Origin of the sequence: Oceanobacillus sp. FSL W7-1309, from assembly GCF_038002145.1 — a bacterium.
Lineage (GTDB): Bacteria > Bacillota > Bacilli > Bacillales > Amphibacillaceae > Oceanobacillus > Oceanobacillus profundus.
The window spans coordinates 1,490,760-1,507,854 of sequence record NZ_JBBOBX010000002.1 but is presented as its reverse complement, the minus strand read 5'-3'; the positions used below and the strand labels follow the sequence as shown (position 1 = coordinate 1,507,854).

Below are 17,095 nucleotides of genomic sequence, written 5' to 3'. Positions count from 1 at the left end.
ACTATAAAATTTGAATGCTGTGGATAACTTAGTTACCTAAACGGCTACGTCCAGCTCCAGCGCCTAGCGAGACTTCCCTCACCTCCGTACGATAAAGAAGACTTGCCGACTGGCTGTGCCAGAGGCCTAGTCGCACTTATACCCTTGTGGTGAAAGTCAACATCGACTCCCTGCGGTCGTCGTGTTTCCTTTATCTCCTACGGCTCAGTCCAGTCCGTACGTCGCTAACCGGGCGCTTCCGCTTTTGTTCTTTTGTCTTTATTTAATTTTTCTAGTAAACGACCATAAATTTATTCTGAAGCCTACTGCGAAATACGATAAATTGTAGTGCATTTATTCCTATAGTTTAATGGCAAAAAAAAAGCCTCTGTGTAAGGCTGAAAAACTAAAAAATATATTTCCAAAAGGACCCATATTTTGCTGGGATTTTTTCGACAACTTGCTGAAATTGTAGTTTTTTCATTTCTTTTTCTGTTTTGGCAAGTGACCAATCGTAAACAACCGAAATTTCCTTCGTACCTACAACCTCATAATATTCTAAGAAAGTTTCTAGAGGTGGCTTTACGGAAGGTATGGGTGTTCGTTGCAGCATTTCTTTTAATACAAGCTCATAAATTTCATATGGATAAAGACCGGAAATTTTAATACCTTCCTCTTCAACAACTTGATTAAAGAATACAATTGTTGGAATATAATCTACTTCCATTTCACGTGTTAACTTCAAATCACATTGGTATGCTTTTTTTGCGGAGCCAGAGAACAGATCTCTCTCAAATTCTTCAACGTCTAACTTAGCTTCTTTCGCACATTGAAGGAGTACGTCTCCATCTGATATGTTCTGCTTCTTTAAGAAAAGATTCTCTTGCAGTTTTCGCAGAAACACCATTCCTGCTTTTTTACCTTGAAGCTCTGCCGCTTTTATTGCAAGTGATGCAATCCAAGGATAAGAAACTGGGTTTTCAATCCATAAATCTCCATCACAGCTCATACCAGTACGTTTTGCTGTTCTTTCCCACATATCTTTTAACTTTCTTGGTTTATCAAATGAATCGGTATTCAGTGCTCTTAGTTGGCCACTTACAATTTGACGTATGGTGAAAAAACGTCCATATTCAACGGACAATTTTTTTAGATAAGGTTCTAGGGACCAGCATTCCGCACACAGCGGATCAATAAATACAAAAATTTCTATCGGTTTTTGTACAATATCAACATAGCTATAGTTGGCCGATGTGTTTGTGTGATTTGAGCTTGTAAGCTCAGTTTGGTTCCAACTCACATCGAATTCTCCTTTCTCTTATTCAGGCGTGTTCATCATGTGGTTTGCAGTCAGGGTCAATTTCTCAAATATAGCCGTGCGGTATGGTTCCTCGATTTCTATTTCATCTAACGCTTCTGCCATACAATCTAGCCAAGCATCTCGTCTGGAAGGAGTTATTTCAAATGGTAAGTGACGTCTTCGCATCATTGGATGGCCGCGTTCTGCTTCGTAATTCCTCGGACCTCCGAAAAATTGTGTTAAAAAAAGACTCTGCTTTCTTGCAGTTTCTGTTAGGTCTTCTGGAAAAATTGGTATAAGTTTTGGATGCTTTCCTACTCGCTTATAAAAGGCATTAACTAGTTTGTCTATTGTATCGAATCCGCCAATGGCCTCATAAATAGTACCATGTACAATCTGTTCCATAATTATCTCCTTGGATGTTTGTATATATTGTAGCAACGGATGCCGAAATGAGCAACAAATCTGATTTTGACTAGATTGTATTACCTATTTTTCCAACGAGTGGAAAAACCGTTCGATTTTATTTGGTGTTATGCGTTGCTCTATCTTATTTTCTTCGAGCAATTGATGAAATATACGTAATCCATCTGCCTTTGTAGGCGCCTCTAGCTCTAATTCATAATCTGTTTTATGGTTGTACGTGCTGTAATCAAGTACAAGCAATACATCTTGATATGGGACTTCTCGCCTCAATGTGGAAAGACTGCCATAATAGGTTAGCTTTTCAGGTTGTATGTTTTTCTTCAGTAGTTGTTTTGATGTATTGACTTTCGGGATAATTGTTCCATTCATCCAATTTAATGCTTCTTGTTCGGTGAGTAAGTCATGAGTCTCAAGTAAACCATCAGGGTGCGGTTCTTTTAGAGTTAATGTATATTTCCCATCTTTTTCCCTTATTCGTATAGCGCATCCTAATTCTTTAAGCGAGAATTCCTTTGTCTCAAAGTAATGGTTTATTTGCAGTTTTCCTTCTGATGGAAAAGGGATGCTATTTAGTAATTGATCATACTCCTCCTTTTCTAATAAGTTTTTAAATTCAATTTCTATTTCTTGTGTCATAATCTATGTCCCCCAACTTGAAAATAGGTTATTATTAATTATGGCGAAAGATGAGCATGTATGCAAAGATTAGCCATTTTCGTCTGATGTGTTAAAATAGGGTTGATTCATAATAGTTATTCAAACATTGACAAGGTAATACTTTATTGTCAAGCTGGCAATTCGAGATGCTTTTTTATATGTTGAAGGCTGTTATGAACCTGAGATGAACGGTAAGGGTGATAACAATGAAATGGGAAGTAATCCTTGCTCCATATAAGCAAATTGTTGAAGAGCTAAAAGTAAAATTAAGAGGAATGCGCGCACAATTTGAACTCGAATCAAGCCATTCTCCAATAGAATTTGTAACTGGTCGGGTAAAACCGGTACATAGTATTATGGAAAAAGCAGAAATACGCGGAGTTTCACTAGATGAAATTGATACCGAAATCCAAGATATTGCTGGTGTTCGTGTTGTTTGTCAATTTGTTGATGATATTTATACAATTGTAGATATGCTTCATACGAGGACTGATTTTACGATAGTTGAAGAGAAGGATTATATTGCGAATAAGAAAACAAGTGGCTACCGCTCGTATCATATGATTATTGAATATCCGGTTGAGACAATCCATGGCACGAAGCTGCACCTAGCAGAAATTCAAATTAGGACGCTCGCCATGAACTTTTGGGCAACAAATGAGCATTCCTTAAATTATAAATATGAAGGCAAATTACCAGAAGAGGTAGAGTCAAGGCTACAAAGAGCAGCAGAAGCAGCATTTAAATTAGATGAAGAAATGTCGAAGATAAAAAGCGAAATTCAGGAAGCGCAACGAATATTCCACCGTAAGTAAAGTGTAAAGACTCGGGGCGACCAGTTAGCAACGTGCAAACTACTGCGCCTCGAACGTTTATGAAAGGGACTGTAATATAAGTAATAAGGGGAGAGAGTGGATGAAGTTTAAAATTGTTTCAAAAGGTGATGAGCGTTCTAATAAGATTAAAGCAACGATGAAACAATATTTGTCAGAATTTGATTTAGAATATGATAAAGTCGAGCCAGATCTCGTTATATCGGTTGGGGGAGACGGTACTTTTCTGGAGGCATTCCATCGATATAATCATCGGCTTGAAACAACTGCGTTTATTGGTCTCCATACAGGGCATTTAGGATTTTACACGGATTGGGTTCCGTCTGAAGTGGAAAAGCTAATTATTGAAATTGCCAAAACACCGTTTCAAACAGTAGAATATCCATTGCTAGAAGTAATTATTCGTGGGAAAACAGGGGAAAAGGAAGATCGTTTTTTGGCACTTAATGAAGCAATGATTAAAACTGCTGACGGTTCTTCAGTCGTTTTTGATGTGGAGATCAAGGGAGAGCATTTTGAAACATTCCGCGGGGATGGGATTTGTATTTCTACTCCTTCTGGAAGTACTGCGTATAATAAAGCGCTTGGCGGAGCAATTTTACATCCGTCACTTGAAGCGATACAAATAACAGAAAATGCATCAATAAATAACCGCGTGTTTCGTACAATCGGTTCGCCGTTGGTGTTGCCAAAGCATCATACGTGCTTCTTAAAACCAATGAGGGACAGCAGTTTTTTAATTCAAATCGATCATTTTATAAAAACATACACGAATGTGAAATCAATTCAATGCCGTGTGGCGAATGAAAGAATCCGTTTTGCGCGTTTTAAACAATTTCCGTTTTGGAATAGGGTACGGGATTCCTTTGTGGCGGATGATGATAATAGATAGTGAGGATTTTATAAAATGAATTGGGTAATTGAAAAAAAATACGCAGGATTAACTATTCGTGAGTATTTGCAAGGTATCCATGGTTTTTCAAGGAGAATTATTATTGCGATAAAGCAAGAGGGGAAGCTCCTTGTAAATGACTTGGAGAGAACAGTTCGCTATGTTCTGGCGGAAGGGGATGTGCTAGAAATTCATTTTCCAGCTGAAAAGGTAAGCGATAATCTTCAACCTGAAAATATCAATTTAAATATAGCCTACGAAGACCAAGCTGTAATCGTTATTGATAAACCGGCTGGAATGGCAACGATGCCGTCTAAAAACCATCCGTCAGGTACGATGGCAAATGGGCTAATTGGATATTACAGGAGAAATAACCGTATGTTTACTTTACATGTTGTGACACGGTTGGATCGCGATACTTCTGGTCTTGTGCTTGTTGCCAAGGATAGATATAGCCACTCATTGCTGGCAAAAGCGCAGCAATCGAATAAAGTAAAACGTACATATATCGCGTTTGTGGAAGGGATTTTAGAGGCGGAGAAAGGAACTATTGATGCTCCGATTGCGCGTAAACCTGATTCTATAATAGAACGTACTATTCATGAAAGTGGGAAACCAGCCATTACACACTATAAAAAGCGCTCTGAAATTGAGAACAGAACCATGGTTGAAATTGAGCTGGAGACGGGACGAACACATCAAATTCGTGTCCATTTCTCCCACTGTGGTCATCCGTTAGTGGGAGATGATTTGTATGGTGGCTCATTACAAATCCTCAATAGACAAGCATTGCATTGTAATGAGCTATCCTTCGAACACCCAATAACAAGAGAGAATATAAAGGTTCAATCGAAGCTTCCAGAAGATCTGCAAAAACTATTGAATTAACAACCTTATGTGAAATCAGTGAATTTATCTTCTAATAATGGTTGTCGGGATGGAACAGAGATTATTTTTTCTTCAGGTAGGCGAAATGCTGTTAATCGGTTGCCAAATACACATCCAGTGTCAATATTGATTGTTTTATTCTGGATTCGTGGATTCTTCACGGGTGTATGTCCGTAAACAATCCAATTATTTCCGTGATAGTCTTTTGCCCAATCTCTTCGAATCGGTCGTCCACTACTGTCAAACTCTCCGCTAATATCGCCATAGAGTACGAAGGTTTTTACTTTTTTATCTGTACGACCAATCAGACTTTCTTTAATCCCTGCATGGGCGATGATAACGTTTAGTTCCGGTAGCTGTAAATAAAGAGGAGCTTGCTCATACAACGTAAGAAATTGCCTTTGGACCAATTTCTGTTCTCTTGTTGGCATGGATTCATATTCAGCCACTGTCGTTTCTAAACCGTGTTTTCGTTGAACATTATTGCCTAGGAAATAACGATACAATTTATTGCAATGATTACCTGGAACATAAAGTGCTTTTTTATGTTTTACAACCATTTGATAAACAAGTTTGATAACGGCTATAGAGTTAGGCCCGCGATCGGTAATATCTCCTAGAAATACTGGGGTTCGTTTATGCGGATGAACATAAATATCTCCTTTATATTCATAGTCTAATGTATTAAAAAGCTTATGCAGTTCATCGATACAGCCATGTATATCGCCGATAATATCAATTTTCAAGGAAAACACTCCATTCAAAAAAGGTAAGATTATTTCAGGCTGGCTTCATATACTAACGAAGTACGTTCAAAGATTTTTATAAAAGTGCGTGTTCTAAAAGCAAGTAAACGAAGAAATTCAATGTGCCATTTTTACCGGACTTTTTGAACAACCTTTAAAAGTGTAATGGTATCCAGTGTACATTATATTGGTTTTATTTTGAATACAAAAGAAGCGGCATTGTTTTATTTATCTCCATCTAGGGAATTAATATAAGAATGATTGTTGCTTCGTTTGGGAAAGGAAGTGGTAAGATGAGCACGAAACCGGATAGACACGAGGAACGATATGAGGAAAAAGTGAGAGAACGATTTCAAGAAGTGCAAAGCCTCCTGCTAGATGAACAGATAGAAGGTTTTCGTACGAAATTTCTTGATATGCATCCATATGATCAAGCAATGTTTTTCCAGGAGCAAGATAAAACGAACCGAATGAACATTTATTCCTATTTATCTCCTGAAGAAATTGCAGAAGTAATGATTAATATAGAGCTTGAAGATGTAACAGCCCTTTTTATTGAGATGGATCCTCGCTATGCTGCAATGGTATTTTCGAAAATGCCTGCAGATGATGCAGTGGATGTGTTGAATGAATTAGACAAAGAAGAAGTTGCTAGTTTTTTAACGATTATGGAAAAGGAAGCAGCGGAAGAAATAAAACAATTGCTGCATTATGAGGAAAAAACTGCCGGTAGTATTATGACGACAGAATATGTCGCCATCTACCAAAATGAGACGGTAAAAGAAACGATGCAGCTTTTGAAAAAGGAAGCTCCAGATGCAGAAACGATTTACTATTTATTCGTCCTTGATGATTCCAAACGCTTAGTAGGTGTTCTTTCAATTCGAGATTTGATTGTCGCAGATGAGGATACACGAATAGAGGAAATAATGAGTGGGAGTGTTGTGGCAGTTTCTGTTGCGAAAGATCAGGAAGAGGTAGCACTAATGTTTCGAGACTATGATTTTCTTGCGCTGCCAGTTGTTGACTTTCAGTATCATTTATTAGGTATTATTACGGTCGATGATATTTTGGACGTTATGGAAGAAGAAGCAAGTGAGGACTATTCTCGACTTGCTGCGATGTCCGATACGGATAAACGGGATGACACAGCATTGACCTCAGCTAAACGACGCTTGCCGTGGCTTGTCATTCTATTGTTTTTAGGACTTTTTACAGCTAGCTTAATTGGCAGGTTCGAGGAAACATTAAATGAGGTGGCAGTGCTAGCGATCTTTATACCGTTAATTGCTGGGATGGCTGGTAACACAGGAACACAAGCACTAGCCGTAGCGGTGCGTGGTATCGCTACTGGTGATTACGATAAAGAAGGTAAGATGAAATTAATTTTACGTGAGGCCGTTACTGGATTAATTACAGGGACTGTATGTGGTATTCTTATAACAATCGTTATTTATCTATGGCAAGGTAATCTTTACTTAGGTTTGTTAGTTGGTGTTTCAATTTTAGCTTCATTACTTGTTGCAACACTTGCGGGTTCCTTGATACCAATGATTATGCATAAATTTAATATTGACCCAGCAGTAGCTTCGGGTCCATTTATTACAACAATTAATGATATTATTTCTATTCTAATTTACTTTGGAATGGCCACGACGTTTATGAGCTACTTAATATAGTTACTAAAATAACTTCTTCCGGTTGGGAGAGGTTGTTTTTTTATTTACTACCCTGTTTGGCTGGGCAACACATTTCATTTATTGGGTTCATATAATGGGGTGAGGAAAAAAGAAGGGGAGATAAATACATGAGTAAAAAAAAGTTTGCGAATGAGCCATTACTATACATCCATCAACCCACTATTGGAACGACAAAGGCACCAATGCAGCACAGTTATATGAGTGAAAGGAAAACAAAACAAAATCAAAGCAGTCCGGAAGTAATCCATTCTCCAAAAAGAGTTAATCGAAGACATCATGCATTCTTACAAGAGGAAACTACGGAAGAATTAGAAGAGACAACAGAAGCAAATGTTCAAGATAGTGAGGAGCAACAAGAAATTGAATTTTCATCACCTAGAGAGCGGCGTAAACAATTTAAGGAAATGAATACTCAAGAGCGAATTGATTATTTTCTTACACGACCCAAATTTGCCCCACAGGTTAGGTGCGAAATTAAAACAAAGGAAAAAACATATCGCGGTATTGTACTTGGAAAGAATGAAGAAGAAGTCGTTTTCAAAACTGGAAATCGTTCTGCGCCAATACAAATTGCTATCGATGAAATTACTGAAGTACAACTACTTGGATTTTAGAGAAAAACACCATTTAGTGGGAAATCCCTCTAAATGGTGTTTTTTTAGTATTAATCAAAGTCCCTGCTGAATGCATCAATTGCTGGTAGACAAGTTACATGGCAGAAGCAATCTAAGTCAACGGTGATACAAATACCTGTGGCACGCAATTTATCTGTACTTTGATCCGTAGGACATTTTAAATGCTCACATCCGGTGTTTTCACCTTCTCTTAGCAGCAGTTCAAGAACAGCACAATGATCATTGTCTATTTTTTTCACTCTGAAAATAAAGCTAGCAAGAATTGGTCCGATTTTATTTCTTCTCTCTTTTAGAGCACCAAATCCTTTAAATGGTTTACAGCCATCCTTGCAGTATAAAATAATCGGTACTGTATCTAAACCATTACTAGGTTCGTTCTCACCCAGTAGATCGCTAATCGATTCATCACAGCTAGTGTCACAGCAATTTTCTACGATATCATTTTGTGCGTCCACAATGTCTTTAAGGATATCTACAACACAATTACCTGATTCAAAATTTTTCCCACATCCCATGAAAATAGCTCCTCTCAAATGTAATTACTTTCCTTTATAGGATATGTGTCTTTAATTGGATTGTGTGGGCATTTAACCGGGTTTTTACTGATGAACGATAAAGTGAAAAAATAAATAAAGAGGTTTACGTTTATAAAAAAAGGGTAATACATATAAAAAGAATTTAAAGGACCGACAATAATAACATATTTTTAACGTATATATATTTAAAATAGTCTGATAAGGGGTGGGGGAATGAGTTATATTTTACCAGTAACGCACTTTCAGTATAATGATTATCAGAGACGAACCATTCAGGAAAAGGGGAATAAGCATTTTATTGAAAGTCCTTTTAAGGTAATTCTCGAAAAGGAGCATCAGGAAATTTCAACCAAATATGATGCAATTAATAGGGGAAGCAAGCGTCTATATGATACTCGAGGAGCAGACGAGGATATAGCTGGAGAGTTAACTGGAAAGGGCATGCACATTAATGACTATGTATAAGAAAACGCTACCTTATTGTAGCGTTTTCTTACTGTAAGGAGGTTTATGGTTCCCACTTTTGATGATTTCGATTAAGAAAAGGGAGCACAAGCAGTTTTTGATCTTTCATATATTCAGCGTAAAATACATCTTCCAGCTGATTATAACCTTGTTCGATTAATTGTTCCATTAACCATTCTTCACTTAGGTTCTTTTCTTCTAAATTATCGTATATAATTTCTCCATCGTTAATTAAGGTAGTTGATAAATCGACATCCTGTGCAGAAAGCTTCATGTCCTTTCTTGTGGGGGGTTGATAGTCGGACTTTTTTAGAACGGAAAGTGAACCATTTGCTTCTAAAATAGCAAACTCGACTTCCCGTACAGAAAATGTATCCTTCTCACGCAGTAAATGCTGCAATTGATCAATATCGAGTTTGTTTTTTTTCATTGTATCGCGAATCAATTTTCCATTATAAATAATAATGGACGGGTTACCTTCAATAAAGCTTCGAGTTCGTTTGAATTTTTGAGTTATAATTTCTGTAGTATACATCAATACACCATAAACAGTAACGACAAAAGCAATTTCCAGAACACCAGCATGTGGATCGAATAATGCATTACCGACAAGTTCTCCCAACAATAAGGCAGATATAAAATCAAATGCTGTGATTTGCGAAATTTGTGTTTTCCCTAATACCTTCGTTGCAATAAATAGAGCAAAAAAGCCGAAAACAAGTTCGTAAAACATCGTAAAATATTCTTGCATAATTATTGCCCCCTGTTAAAAGCATTTATCGTTTAGTGTATCCAAGTAAAGAGATATCATGTAAAAATGGAATTGGTCGCTAATGGAAAAGGAATTTGAGGTAGATGCCGCTTTCGGTGATAAAGATTTAAGGTGTGCAAATCTAAATGAGAAAACAATAAAAAACGCGCTACACAATTGTAGCGCGAAGATGTTTTAGAGTTCCTTTACCATGGTAATATGTGGAATTCCAGCATCCAGAAATTCTCCGGATACAGTTTTATATTCTAATTTCTTGTAAAAATCCTCGGCATGCGTTTGGGCATTTAATTTTGCCTTTTGATAACCTTTTTGAGCAATTGCTTTCTCCATTGCATCAATAAGTTGTTTGCCGCAAGATTTTCCACGATAATTTTTTACTACACAAATACGTTCTAATTTACCATATTCATCAACAAATCGAAGGCGACTTGCAGCAATAGGCTTATCCTGGTCATACATCACGAAATGTGTTGCGATTTTTTCAAATTCATCGATTTCTTCTTCTGGAGGAACGTTTTGTTCATCAACGAAGACCTCCATCCGAACATGATATGCATCTTGAAGTTCTTCTTTTGTTTCTACTGTTTTTAAATTCATACTTGTTCCTTTCCAAACACAAATGTTTCATAGACAGTCCATGATCCGTTATCTAATTGATACAGTAATTGGAAGCGGTCAATCGTATCTTCAAACTGAAAAGATTCCATTTTCAATCTGCCGAAAACATCGGAATATTCATCATGTACGAGGTCCTGAGCGATTGTAATGTGCGGGACAAATGGATGCTCATTATTATCCTCGAATTTATCTACATGCATTTTTGCTTGTAAATCCATTAAAGCTTGAACGGGTTCAACCTTAAAATAAATCGTATTCGTGACGGGCGAAAACGTACTGACTTTATTAATATGAATGGTAAATCGATCTGTCTCATTAGCAATATGTTTCATTTCCGTAATCAATTCATCCAATTTATCATCATTCGCTTCAAAAGACCTTTTAAGCGTGATGTGCGGTGGAATCAAAGCATAATGAGGATCATAACGTTTTCTGTATGCATTTGCTTGGTCTTGAATTGGTTTTGATGGGAAAATTGCAATACCATAGTTCATTAATAAAACCTCCTGCATTGTAGTTTATTTTATGATGAATGAGTGCTGTCAATATGTTTATCTTTTAGTATACCAAAAATTCTATAAGAAAAGAATTAATTAAACATTGTCGTGAGAACTCGTGTCATATCTTGTTGCCAATACTTCCACGTATGTTTTCCATTTTCTATCTCATCATAATAATAGGTGGATCCTTTTTCTTGTAGCAGCTGATTAAGCTTGCGATTTGGTTCTAAAAAATCGGCTTTATTGCCATCAGTCATATGAACTTCTGTTTCCAACTCTCCGATTGTATGATAAATGTCCATGGAGTCAAGAGAGCCAGAATTTGTTACAGCATCTAATACATAATTATCGACATACGGAGATTGCATGACGACTTTACCAAATGTATTTGGATATTTAATCGCGGTCATTAATGCAAGTGTTCCTGCTAAGGAATCACCCATCAACGCTCTTGACTGTCCCATGTGATAGCTCGGAATAAGTTCATCTAATAAGGGGACAACTTCATTAACCAGAAATTTTGTATAGGCTTCATTTTGTTCACCACTTGGATGATACTTTTTCCTGCGATCATGTTTATCCTGATAATGGATGCCGGCGAATACAGTATTGGTAATTTCGTAGCTGTCATGCAGCTTGTCGCTAAGTGTTGCAACCCTTCCCATTTGAAAATAATCATTCCCATCCTGCATCAAGCAAATATTATATTTGTAGAGGGGTGAGAATGATTCTGGCTGATAAATTTGAATAGACATTTTTTCATTTAGAAAGCGACTATCAATGTCTTTAACGAGCATTGTACCTTTTCTACCCAAAATATACACCTCATGCTTTCAGTTTATCAATCTGTACATATTTAACCATAGTCTATCACTAACGTGTAGCACCTGTCACCTAATGAAAAGAAGCCTAGAGTTATTCGGTTTCGGTTATGAAATATCATAGCAAGCGATCATTGCACTTGTCCTTTGTAAAGCTTGTAATAGCTGCCTTTTAGTTTGATGAGTTCTTCATGGCTGCCTTGCTCTATTATTTTTCCGTCCTCAAGCATGATGATTGTATCTGCCCCTTGGATTGTATTTAATCGATGTGCAATTACAAAGCTTGTTCTTCCAACCATCAGCCGCTTTAATGCAGCTTGAATTTTCAATTCTGTAATGGTGTCAATATTACTGGTCGCTTCGTCTAATATCAGGATGGAGGGAGCTGCAAGCAAAGCGCGTGCAATCGTTAATAATTGCTTTTGACCTTGGCTAATTCCACTACCATCTTGATCGAGGATGGTATCATAACCATTTGACAGCTTCATAATGAAATCATGGGCATTCGCATCCACAGCTGCATTTTCAACTTCTTTATCTGTGGCATGAAGTCGACCATATCGAATATTTTCCCGGACGCTGCCGTGGAAGAGAAAGGGATCCTGCAGTACAAATGCCATATGCTTGCGTAGACTGCTTCGTTTAATGGATTTTAAATCAATTCCATCTAATGTAATTTTCCCGGTATGATAATCATAAAAACGTGAAATCAAGTTAATAATTGTAGTTTTACCTGCTCCAGTGTGACCGACAACCGCTACAGTCTCACCAGGCCTTGCTTCAAAACGAATACCTTTTAATATAGTTGTATCCTCATAACCGAATGTAACGTTATCAAATTTAATATTCCCTTTCGTTCTTTTCACTTCAATTGAATTTGTTTCATCAGATTCTTCTTTTGTTTCGTCCATAACTTGAAACACCCGTTCAGCACCAGCGATAGCCGATAACAGGACATTAAATTGGTTCGATAGTTCATTAAGCGGACGTGTAAACTGACGTGCATATTCAGTAAAAATTACAATTACCCCAACGGTTACAAGCTGTTGGTCGTAAACAACAACAAGAATTCCGCCAACTAATGCGATTAAAGCAAAGCTAAGGAAATTGAGCATATTCATGATTTTTGGGATAAAACCGGCAATCGTAAGTGCCCAAAATCCAGTTCGTTGGAGGTTATGATTTCGTTCTTGGAATTCCCGAATTACTTTCTCTTCCTGTGAGTATGTTTTGACAATATGCTGACCGGAGACGATTTCTTCCACGTACCCGTTTACTTCACCCAGGTCATTTTGCTGTAATTTATATAATGGACCCGTGCGTTTTGTAATCCAGCGCATAGAGAAAAACATCGCTGGAATAACAGACATGGTTACAACTGTTAAGATTGGACTTAAATAGAGCATTACTGCGATTGTTCCAACCAATGTTAAGACACTAGCAAAAATCTGAATAACGGATTGATTGAGCGTGTTATTCACGTTGTCAATATCGTTGGTTAAGCGACTCATCAGTTCTCCGTGCTGTCGTTTATCAAAGTACGAAATCGGTAGCCGGTGGAACTGTTTGAAAAGGTCCTTCCGTAATGTATACACGGTTCTCTGCGCGATGCCAATCATCCAATAATTTTGCAGGAAGATAGATAACGAGTGGAACAAATAAACAATCATTAAGCCTACTAGCAGCATCCCAAGACCACCAGCTTGACCGGTTACGATATAATCATCGATTGCCATCCCAACCATAAATGGACCGAGAAGACTTAGACCAGAACTAAGTGTAACCATAAGAATGACAAGAAACAGCTTTCCTTTTTCTACAGTTAAATAATTCCATAATCGTTTTAATGTGTTCCCCATATTTTTTGCTTTTTTCTTATTATCTACAGCTATATTTTCTAGCGGTATTTTTTCATATTGAAAAGGAGCTTTTAATTGATTACTGGACATGTTCATACTCCTTTCCAAATTGGGATGTCACAATATTTCGATAGATGTGTGAAGCTTGTATCAACTCCTGATGTGTTCCTATAGCAAGAATTTTTCCTTCATCAAGAAGCATAATGCGATCTGCAGTGCTTGCTGTAGAAATCTTTTGTGTGATGATAAATACAGTACAGTTATATGCTTCAATTGCAGTAAGCAGTTGAGATTCGGTTGCTAAATCGAGCGCACTCGTACTATCATCGAGCATTAATATTTTGGGCTTGCGAATCAAGGCACGTGCAATTGAAATACGTTGTTTCTGTCCTCCCGAAAGGTTAACACCTTTTTGCCCGACTCTTGTATCATATTGATTTGGGAGACCCATAATAGTTTCGTGAATTTGTGCATCTTTAGCAGCTTGAATAATCTCCTCTATCGTCGCAGCATTTTTTCCCCATACTATATTATCTTTAATAGATCCTGAAAATAACAGGGGACTTTGCGGAACATATCCAACGCTCCCGCGAATTTGGTCAAAACTATATGCAGTAATCGCATTATCATCGACAAGGATTTTTCCTTTGTTGACGTCATATAATCGTGGCAAAAGCTGGAATAATGATGTTTTACCAGAGCCGGTTGAACCAATGACAGCGAGTTTCTCTCCGGGATTAATCGTAAAGGAGATATCTTCTAATGCAGGCTTGGCTGCACCGGGGTAGGTGAATGAAACCTGATGATACGTTACTTTTCCTCGTATCACAGTCATTTGCTTATTTCCTTCTGTATGATCAGTAAGGTCGACTTGAAGAGATAGAACTTCATCAACTCGTATTGCGGAAGCTTTGGTTCGCGAAATTGCCATGATAATAAAGGAAAACATGGAAATTGCCATGGCTACACGTAAGGCGTAGTTAACCATTGTAACTACTTCGCCGACATTCGCATTTCCAGTAATCATTTGTTGATTTCCAAACCAGAGAATAACAAGGATGCTTACGTTCATAACAAATAAAAGTACAGGCATCGACGATTCAACAAAACGAAATGTTCTGCGCGTAGAATCTGCAAGCCCAGCATTTGCTTCCCTAAAGCGATTTTCCTCAAAGTCTCTTCGAGTAAATGCCTTTATTAGACGCATTCCTGCAAGGTTTTCTTGCATCACCCGATTTACTTGATCCACATAGCCTTGTACATTAGCGAACATGTTGCTAGCCAGTTTAAGCACGTATAATAAGAAGATAACAAGTAATGGCACAGTAATTAAGAAAATCAGTGCAAGCCTGGCATTTACGATGAAAGCCATTAACACACCACCAATTACAATTAACGGTGCTTTTGCCATAATTCGCAGTGCCATAAATATTGTGTTTTGAATTTGTCTAATATCATTTGTAAACCTCGTTACAAGGCTTGATGTTGGATAATGGTTCAGATTTGCAAATGAGAACTCCTGAATTTTTTCAAATAGCTTTTGGCGGATATCATAACCAAACGCAATACTAACGTGTGAAGAGAGAAAGGAGTTCGTAATCCCAGCTGCCAACGATAGAAATGAAAGACCAATCATAATAGAGCCCCACATCACAATTTTACTTAAATCTTGATTGACAACTCCTTGGTTAATCATTAAACCTAAAAATAACGGCAGAAGTAATTCTACTGCAAGCTCCATCAGCATTAGAATGAAAGCTATGACAGCAGGGAATTTATATGGTTTTAAAAAGGAAAAGACATTTCTCAATTGTGAGCCACCTACAATCACGGATAAAAACAATTTTCTTACTATTATAAAGTGAGGAGGGGATTTTATCCACTATTCTATTTCGAGTATCGAAATGTTGAAAAGGTTGTTTTATGCTAAAAATAATGAAGCCTGTTCCTAGATAATAAGTTTGTTTGCTAAATTAATCGACAATTCATATATTTGACTTGATTAATCAAGGATAGAAGATAAAATTAGAGAAATAGTGGGGGAAAAGGAAGGGGACTCAATATGATTTTATACGAGATTGAACAGAAGTTTAAGAGGGAAAAACTAATTGATCTAAAAGGACAGGTAAGGTCTGAATTAAAATTGAACAAACAATTGAATTCGCTTCCAAAAAAAGCAGAAATTGCAATAACAGCAGGGAGTCGCGGAATCGACAATATTGTAGTTATTTTAAAGGAGATTATCAATTATCTACATCAATATGGTTATCGTCCATTTATTGTGCCGGCTATGGGAAGTCATGGTGGAGCAACGGCAGAAGGACAAATGGATGTGCTTCGCTATTTGGGTATTACGGAGGATGTCATGGGTGTGCAAATTCGTTCTTCGATGGAAGTGATCGATCTTGGTACAACTCCTGAAGGGTTGCCTGTTTATATGGATAAACAGGCATATCATGCTGATGGAATTATTGTTGTTAATCGAATTAAAGCACATACAGCATTCCGAGGCAGCGTCGAAAGCGGATTAAGCAAAATGGCTGCAATTGGTTTAGGTAAACAGAAAGGAGCAAGTTTTGTACATAGCGAAGGGGCAGCAAATATGGAACAAAATATTTTGGCTGTGTCTAAGTATGCCTTACACCATGCTCCAATAAGTATGGGGTTAGCAATCATTGAAAATAGCTATGATCAAACAGCTATTATTCAAGGGATAGACGTGGATAAATGGTTTGAACAAGAATCAGACCTTTTAAGAAAATCAAAGGATCTAATGCCGAGCCTTCCATTAAAAGAAGTTGATTTATTAGTCGTGGAGGAAATGGGTAAGAATTACAGTGGTACTGGGATGGACCCGAATATAATTGGAAGATGGCGTATTGATGGAGTAGATGAACCAAAAGAGCCAAGTATTAAGCGTCTGGCAGTACTGGATTTATCCGAACAATCATTTGGAAATGCACAAGGAATAGGGTTAGCAGATTTCACGACCGAAAAACTAATTAACAAAATAGACCGGGTTGCTACCTATATGAATGCTCTAACAAGTACATTTTTACGAAGAGTAATGTTTCCGCTTTATTATGCTTCCGAGCGACAAGTATTAGAATATGCGTTTAAAAGCTTAGGACCAAAAGCAAAGTGGGAGGAGACCGATTACATCCAAATCCCAAATACGCTTCATCTAAATAAGATGTTAGTCTCAGAGAGTGTCTTACGTAAGCTAGATAGCAATGTTATAGATTATACAATCGAACGCAAGGTACGGTTGGATTTTATAAATGAAGAATTGAAGTACCGACTTTCAAATGTTTATATAACCTAACATATTGGTAAGTATAGAGGGTAGATATCTGAATCTGTAACTAAAGCTTAACGATGCTGCTAAGGATGATAACTTAGTAGCTTTTTTGTTTAGGTGAGAGAATATCTATTATGATTTGTTTAGCAAACAAATTAATTTCAGAT

18 protein-coding genes are annotated in these 17,095 nt (G+C 37.3%); 7 read left to right on the top strand and 11 right to left on the bottom strand.

Annotation, left to right across the window (positions count from 1 at the left end; translation table 11 throughout):
* Positions 1-385: 385 nt before the first annotated feature.
* The 3 genes from NST46_RS20080 to NST46_RS20070 all read right to left on the bottom strand — a co-directional run bounded on the left by NST46_RS20080 (position 386) and on the right by NST46_RS20070 (position 2,341).
* Positions 386-1,279, bottom strand: a complete 894-nt coding sequence (locus NST46_RS20080) for a ClpXP adapter SpxH family protein (RefSeq protein WP_095309484.1) — start codon at positions 1,277-1,279, stop codon at positions 386-388.
* An 18-nt stretch (positions 1,280-1,297) separates the two neighbouring features.
* Positions 1,298-1,684, bottom strand: coding sequence for a globin domain-containing protein (locus NST46_RS20075; RefSeq protein ID WP_095309482.1), 387 nt, complete (start codon positions 1,682-1,684; stop codon positions 1,298-1,300).
* A gap of 84 nt (positions 1,685-1,768) precedes the next feature.
* Positions 1,769-2,341, bottom strand: a complete 573-nt coding sequence (locus NST46_RS20070) for a CYTH domain-containing protein (protein WP_118888747.1) — start codon at positions 2,339-2,341, stop codon at positions 1,769-1,771.
* A 227-nt stretch (positions 2,342-2,568) separates the two neighbouring features.
* Here NST46_RS20070 and NST46_RS20065 point away from each other — a divergent pair, with 227 nt between their 5' ends.
* The 3 genes from NST46_RS20065 (at position 2,569) to NST46_RS20055 (ending at position 4,975) form a co-directional block, all read left to right on the top strand.
* Positions 2,569-3,177: a GTP pyrophosphokinase gene (locus tag NST46_RS20065; protein WP_118888748.1), complete on the top strand. Its 609-nt coding sequence runs from the start codon at positions 2,569-2,571 to the stop codon at positions 3,175-3,177.
* Positions 3,178-3,277: 100 nt separating this feature from the next.
* Positions 3,278-4,087, top strand: a complete 810-nt coding sequence (locus NST46_RS20060) for an NAD kinase (protein WP_095309476.1) — start codon at positions 3,278-3,280, stop codon at positions 4,085-4,087.
* Between the two features lie 15 nt (positions 4,088-4,102).
* Positions 4,103-4,975 (top strand): RluA family pseudouridine synthase, encoded by an 873-nt coding sequence (locus tag NST46_RS20055; RefSeq protein ID WP_118888749.1) that lies wholly within the window; start codon positions 4,103-4,105, stop codon positions 4,973-4,975.
* A 5-nt stretch (positions 4,976-4,980) separates the two neighbouring features.
* Here NST46_RS20055 and prpE read toward each other — a convergent pair whose 3' ends face one another.
* On the bottom strand, positions 4,981-5,721 hold the full coding sequence (gene prpE, locus NST46_RS20050; protein ID WP_340003183.1) for a bis(5'-nucleosyl)-tetraphosphatase PrpE: 741 nt from the start codon (positions 5,719-5,721) through the stop codon (positions 4,981-4,983).
* A gap of 293 nt (positions 5,722-6,014) precedes the next feature.
* Between prpE and mgtE the strand changes: the two genes are divergently transcribed.
* Together mgtE and NST46_RS20040 are read left to right on the top strand one after the other, a co-directional pair.
* Complete coding sequence (mgtE, locus tag NST46_RS20045) at positions 6,015-7,400, top strand: magnesium transporter (protein ID WP_095309527.1); 1,386 nt, start codon at positions 6,015-6,017, stop codon at positions 7,398-7,400.
* Positions 7,401-7,528: 128 nt separating this feature from the next.
* The gene (locus NST46_RS20040; RefSeq protein WP_095309470.1) at positions 7,529-8,035 is read left to right on the top strand and encodes a CotO family spore coat protein; all 507 of its coding nucleotides are present in this window, start codon (positions 7,529-7,531) and stop codon (positions 8,033-8,035) included.
* A 50-nt stretch (positions 8,036-8,085) separates the two neighbouring features.
* On the opposite strand, the gene NST46_RS20035 is transcribed toward NST46_RS20040, so the two are convergent.
* Positions 8,086-8,571 carry a CotY/CotZ family spore coat protein gene (locus NST46_RS20035; protein ID WP_095309468.1) on the bottom strand — a complete coding sequence of 162 codons (486 nt, stop codon included), beginning with the start codon at positions 8,569-8,571 and terminating at the stop codon, positions 8,086-8,088.
* A 234-nt stretch (positions 8,572-8,805) separates the two neighbouring features.
* Here NST46_RS20035 and NST46_RS20030 point away from each other — a divergent pair, with 234 nt between their 5' ends.
* Positions 8,806-9,057: a hypothetical protein gene (locus NST46_RS20030; protein ID WP_340003184.1), complete on the top strand. Its 252-nt coding sequence runs from the start codon at positions 8,806-8,808 to the stop codon at positions 9,055-9,057.
* Between the two features lie 43 nt (positions 9,058-9,100).
* Here NST46_RS20030 and NST46_RS20025 read toward each other — a convergent pair whose 3' ends face one another.
* From NST46_RS20025 to NST46_RS20000, 6 genes are all read right to left on the bottom strand, one after another.
* Positions 9,101-9,808: a DUF421 domain-containing protein gene (locus NST46_RS20025; RefSeq protein ID WP_095309463.1), complete on the bottom strand. Its 708-nt coding sequence runs from the start codon at positions 9,806-9,808 to the stop codon at positions 9,101-9,103.
* Between the two features lie 195 nt (positions 9,809-10,003).
* The gene (locus NST46_RS20020; RefSeq protein WP_095309461.1) at positions 10,004-10,426 is read right to left on the bottom strand and encodes a GNAT family N-acetyltransferase; all 423 of its coding nucleotides are present in this window, start codon (positions 10,424-10,426) and stop codon (positions 10,004-10,006) included.
* Positions 10,423-10,941, bottom strand: coding sequence for a YjcG family protein (locus NST46_RS20015; protein WP_095309459.1), 519 nt, complete (start codon positions 10,939-10,941; stop codon positions 10,423-10,425). Before NST46_RS20015 ends, NST46_RS20020 begins: the two co-directional genes overlap by 4 nt.
* Before the next feature lie 95 nt (positions 10,942-11,036).
* On the bottom strand, positions 11,037-11,762 hold the full coding sequence (locus NST46_RS20010; protein ID WP_095309457.1) for an alpha/beta hydrolase: 726 nt from the start codon (positions 11,760-11,762) through the stop codon (positions 11,037-11,039).
* Positions 11,763-11,899: 137 nt separating this feature from the next.
* A complete protein-coding gene (locus tag NST46_RS20005; RefSeq protein WP_341137649.1) occupies positions 11,900-13,717 on the bottom strand; it encodes an ABC transporter ATP-binding protein in 1,818 nt (605 codons plus the stop codon).
* The gene (locus tag NST46_RS20000) at positions 13,707-15,437 is read right to left on the bottom strand and encodes an ABC transporter ATP-binding protein (RefSeq protein WP_340003186.1); all 1,731 of its coding nucleotides are present in this window, start codon (positions 15,435-15,437) and stop codon (positions 13,707-13,709) included. The genes NST46_RS20005 and NST46_RS20000 overlap by 11 nt, the downstream gene beginning before the upstream one ends.
* Before the next feature lie 252 nt (positions 15,438-15,689).
* Here NST46_RS20000 and NST46_RS19995 point away from each other — a divergent pair, with 252 nt between their 5' ends.
* On the top strand, positions 15,690-16,952 hold the full coding sequence (locus NST46_RS19995) for a lactate racemase domain-containing protein (RefSeq protein ID WP_341137648.1): 1,263 nt from the start codon (positions 15,690-15,692) through the stop codon (positions 16,950-16,952).
* Positions 16,953-17,095 lie beyond the last annotated feature (143 nt).

Coding starts and splice junctions, on each gene's coding strand:
- NST46_RS20020 (WP_095309461.1), bottom strand. CDS start 10,426: ATGAATTTAAAAACAGTAGAAACAAAAGAAGAACTTCAAGATGCATAT.
- NST46_RS20070 (WP_118888747.1), bottom strand. CDS start 2,341: ATGACACAAGAAATAGAAATTGAATTTAAAAACTTATTAGAAAAGGAG.
- NST46_RS20005 (WP_341137649.1), bottom strand. CDS start 13,717: ATGTCCAGTAATCAATTAAAAGCTCCTTTTCAATATGAAAAAATACCG.
- NST46_RS20065 (WP_118888748.1), top strand. CDS start 2,569: ATGAAATGGGAAGTAATCCTTGCTCCATATAAGCAAATTGTTGAAGAG.
- NST46_RS20035 (WP_095309468.1), bottom strand. CDS start 8,571: ATGGGATGTGGGAAAAATTTTGAATCAGGTAATTGTGTTGTAGATATC.
- NST46_RS20030 (WP_340003184.1), top strand. CDS start 8,806: ATGAGTTATATTTTACCAGTAACGCACTTTCAGTATAATGATTATCAG.
- NST46_RS20015 (WP_095309459.1), bottom strand. CDS start 10,941: ATGAACTATGGTATTGCAATTTTCCCATCAAAACCAATTCAAGACCAA.
- NST46_RS20055 (WP_118888749.1), top strand. CDS start 4,103: ATGAATTGGGTAATTGAAAAAAAATACGCAGGATTAACTATTCGTGAG.
- NST46_RS19995 (WP_341137648.1), top strand. CDS start 15,690: ATGATTTTATACGAGATTGAACAGAAGTTTAAGAGGGAAAAACTAATT.
- NST46_RS20060 (WP_095309476.1), top strand. CDS start 3,278: ATGAAGTTTAAAATTGTTTCAAAAGGTGATGAGCGTTCTAATAAGATT.
- NST46_RS20025 (WP_095309463.1), bottom strand. CDS start 9,808: ATGCAAGAATATTTTACGATGTTTTACGAACTTGTTTTCGGCTTTTTT.
- NST46_RS20075 (WP_095309482.1), bottom strand. CDS start 1,684: ATGGAACAGATTGTACATGGTACTATTTATGAGGCCATTGGCGGATTC.
- NST46_RS20040 (WP_095309470.1), top strand. CDS start 7,529: ATGAGTAAAAAAAAGTTTGCGAATGAGCCATTACTATACATCCATCAA.
- mgtE (WP_095309527.1), top strand. CDS start 6,015: ATGAGCACGAAACCGGATAGACACGAGGAACGATATGAGGAAAAAGTG.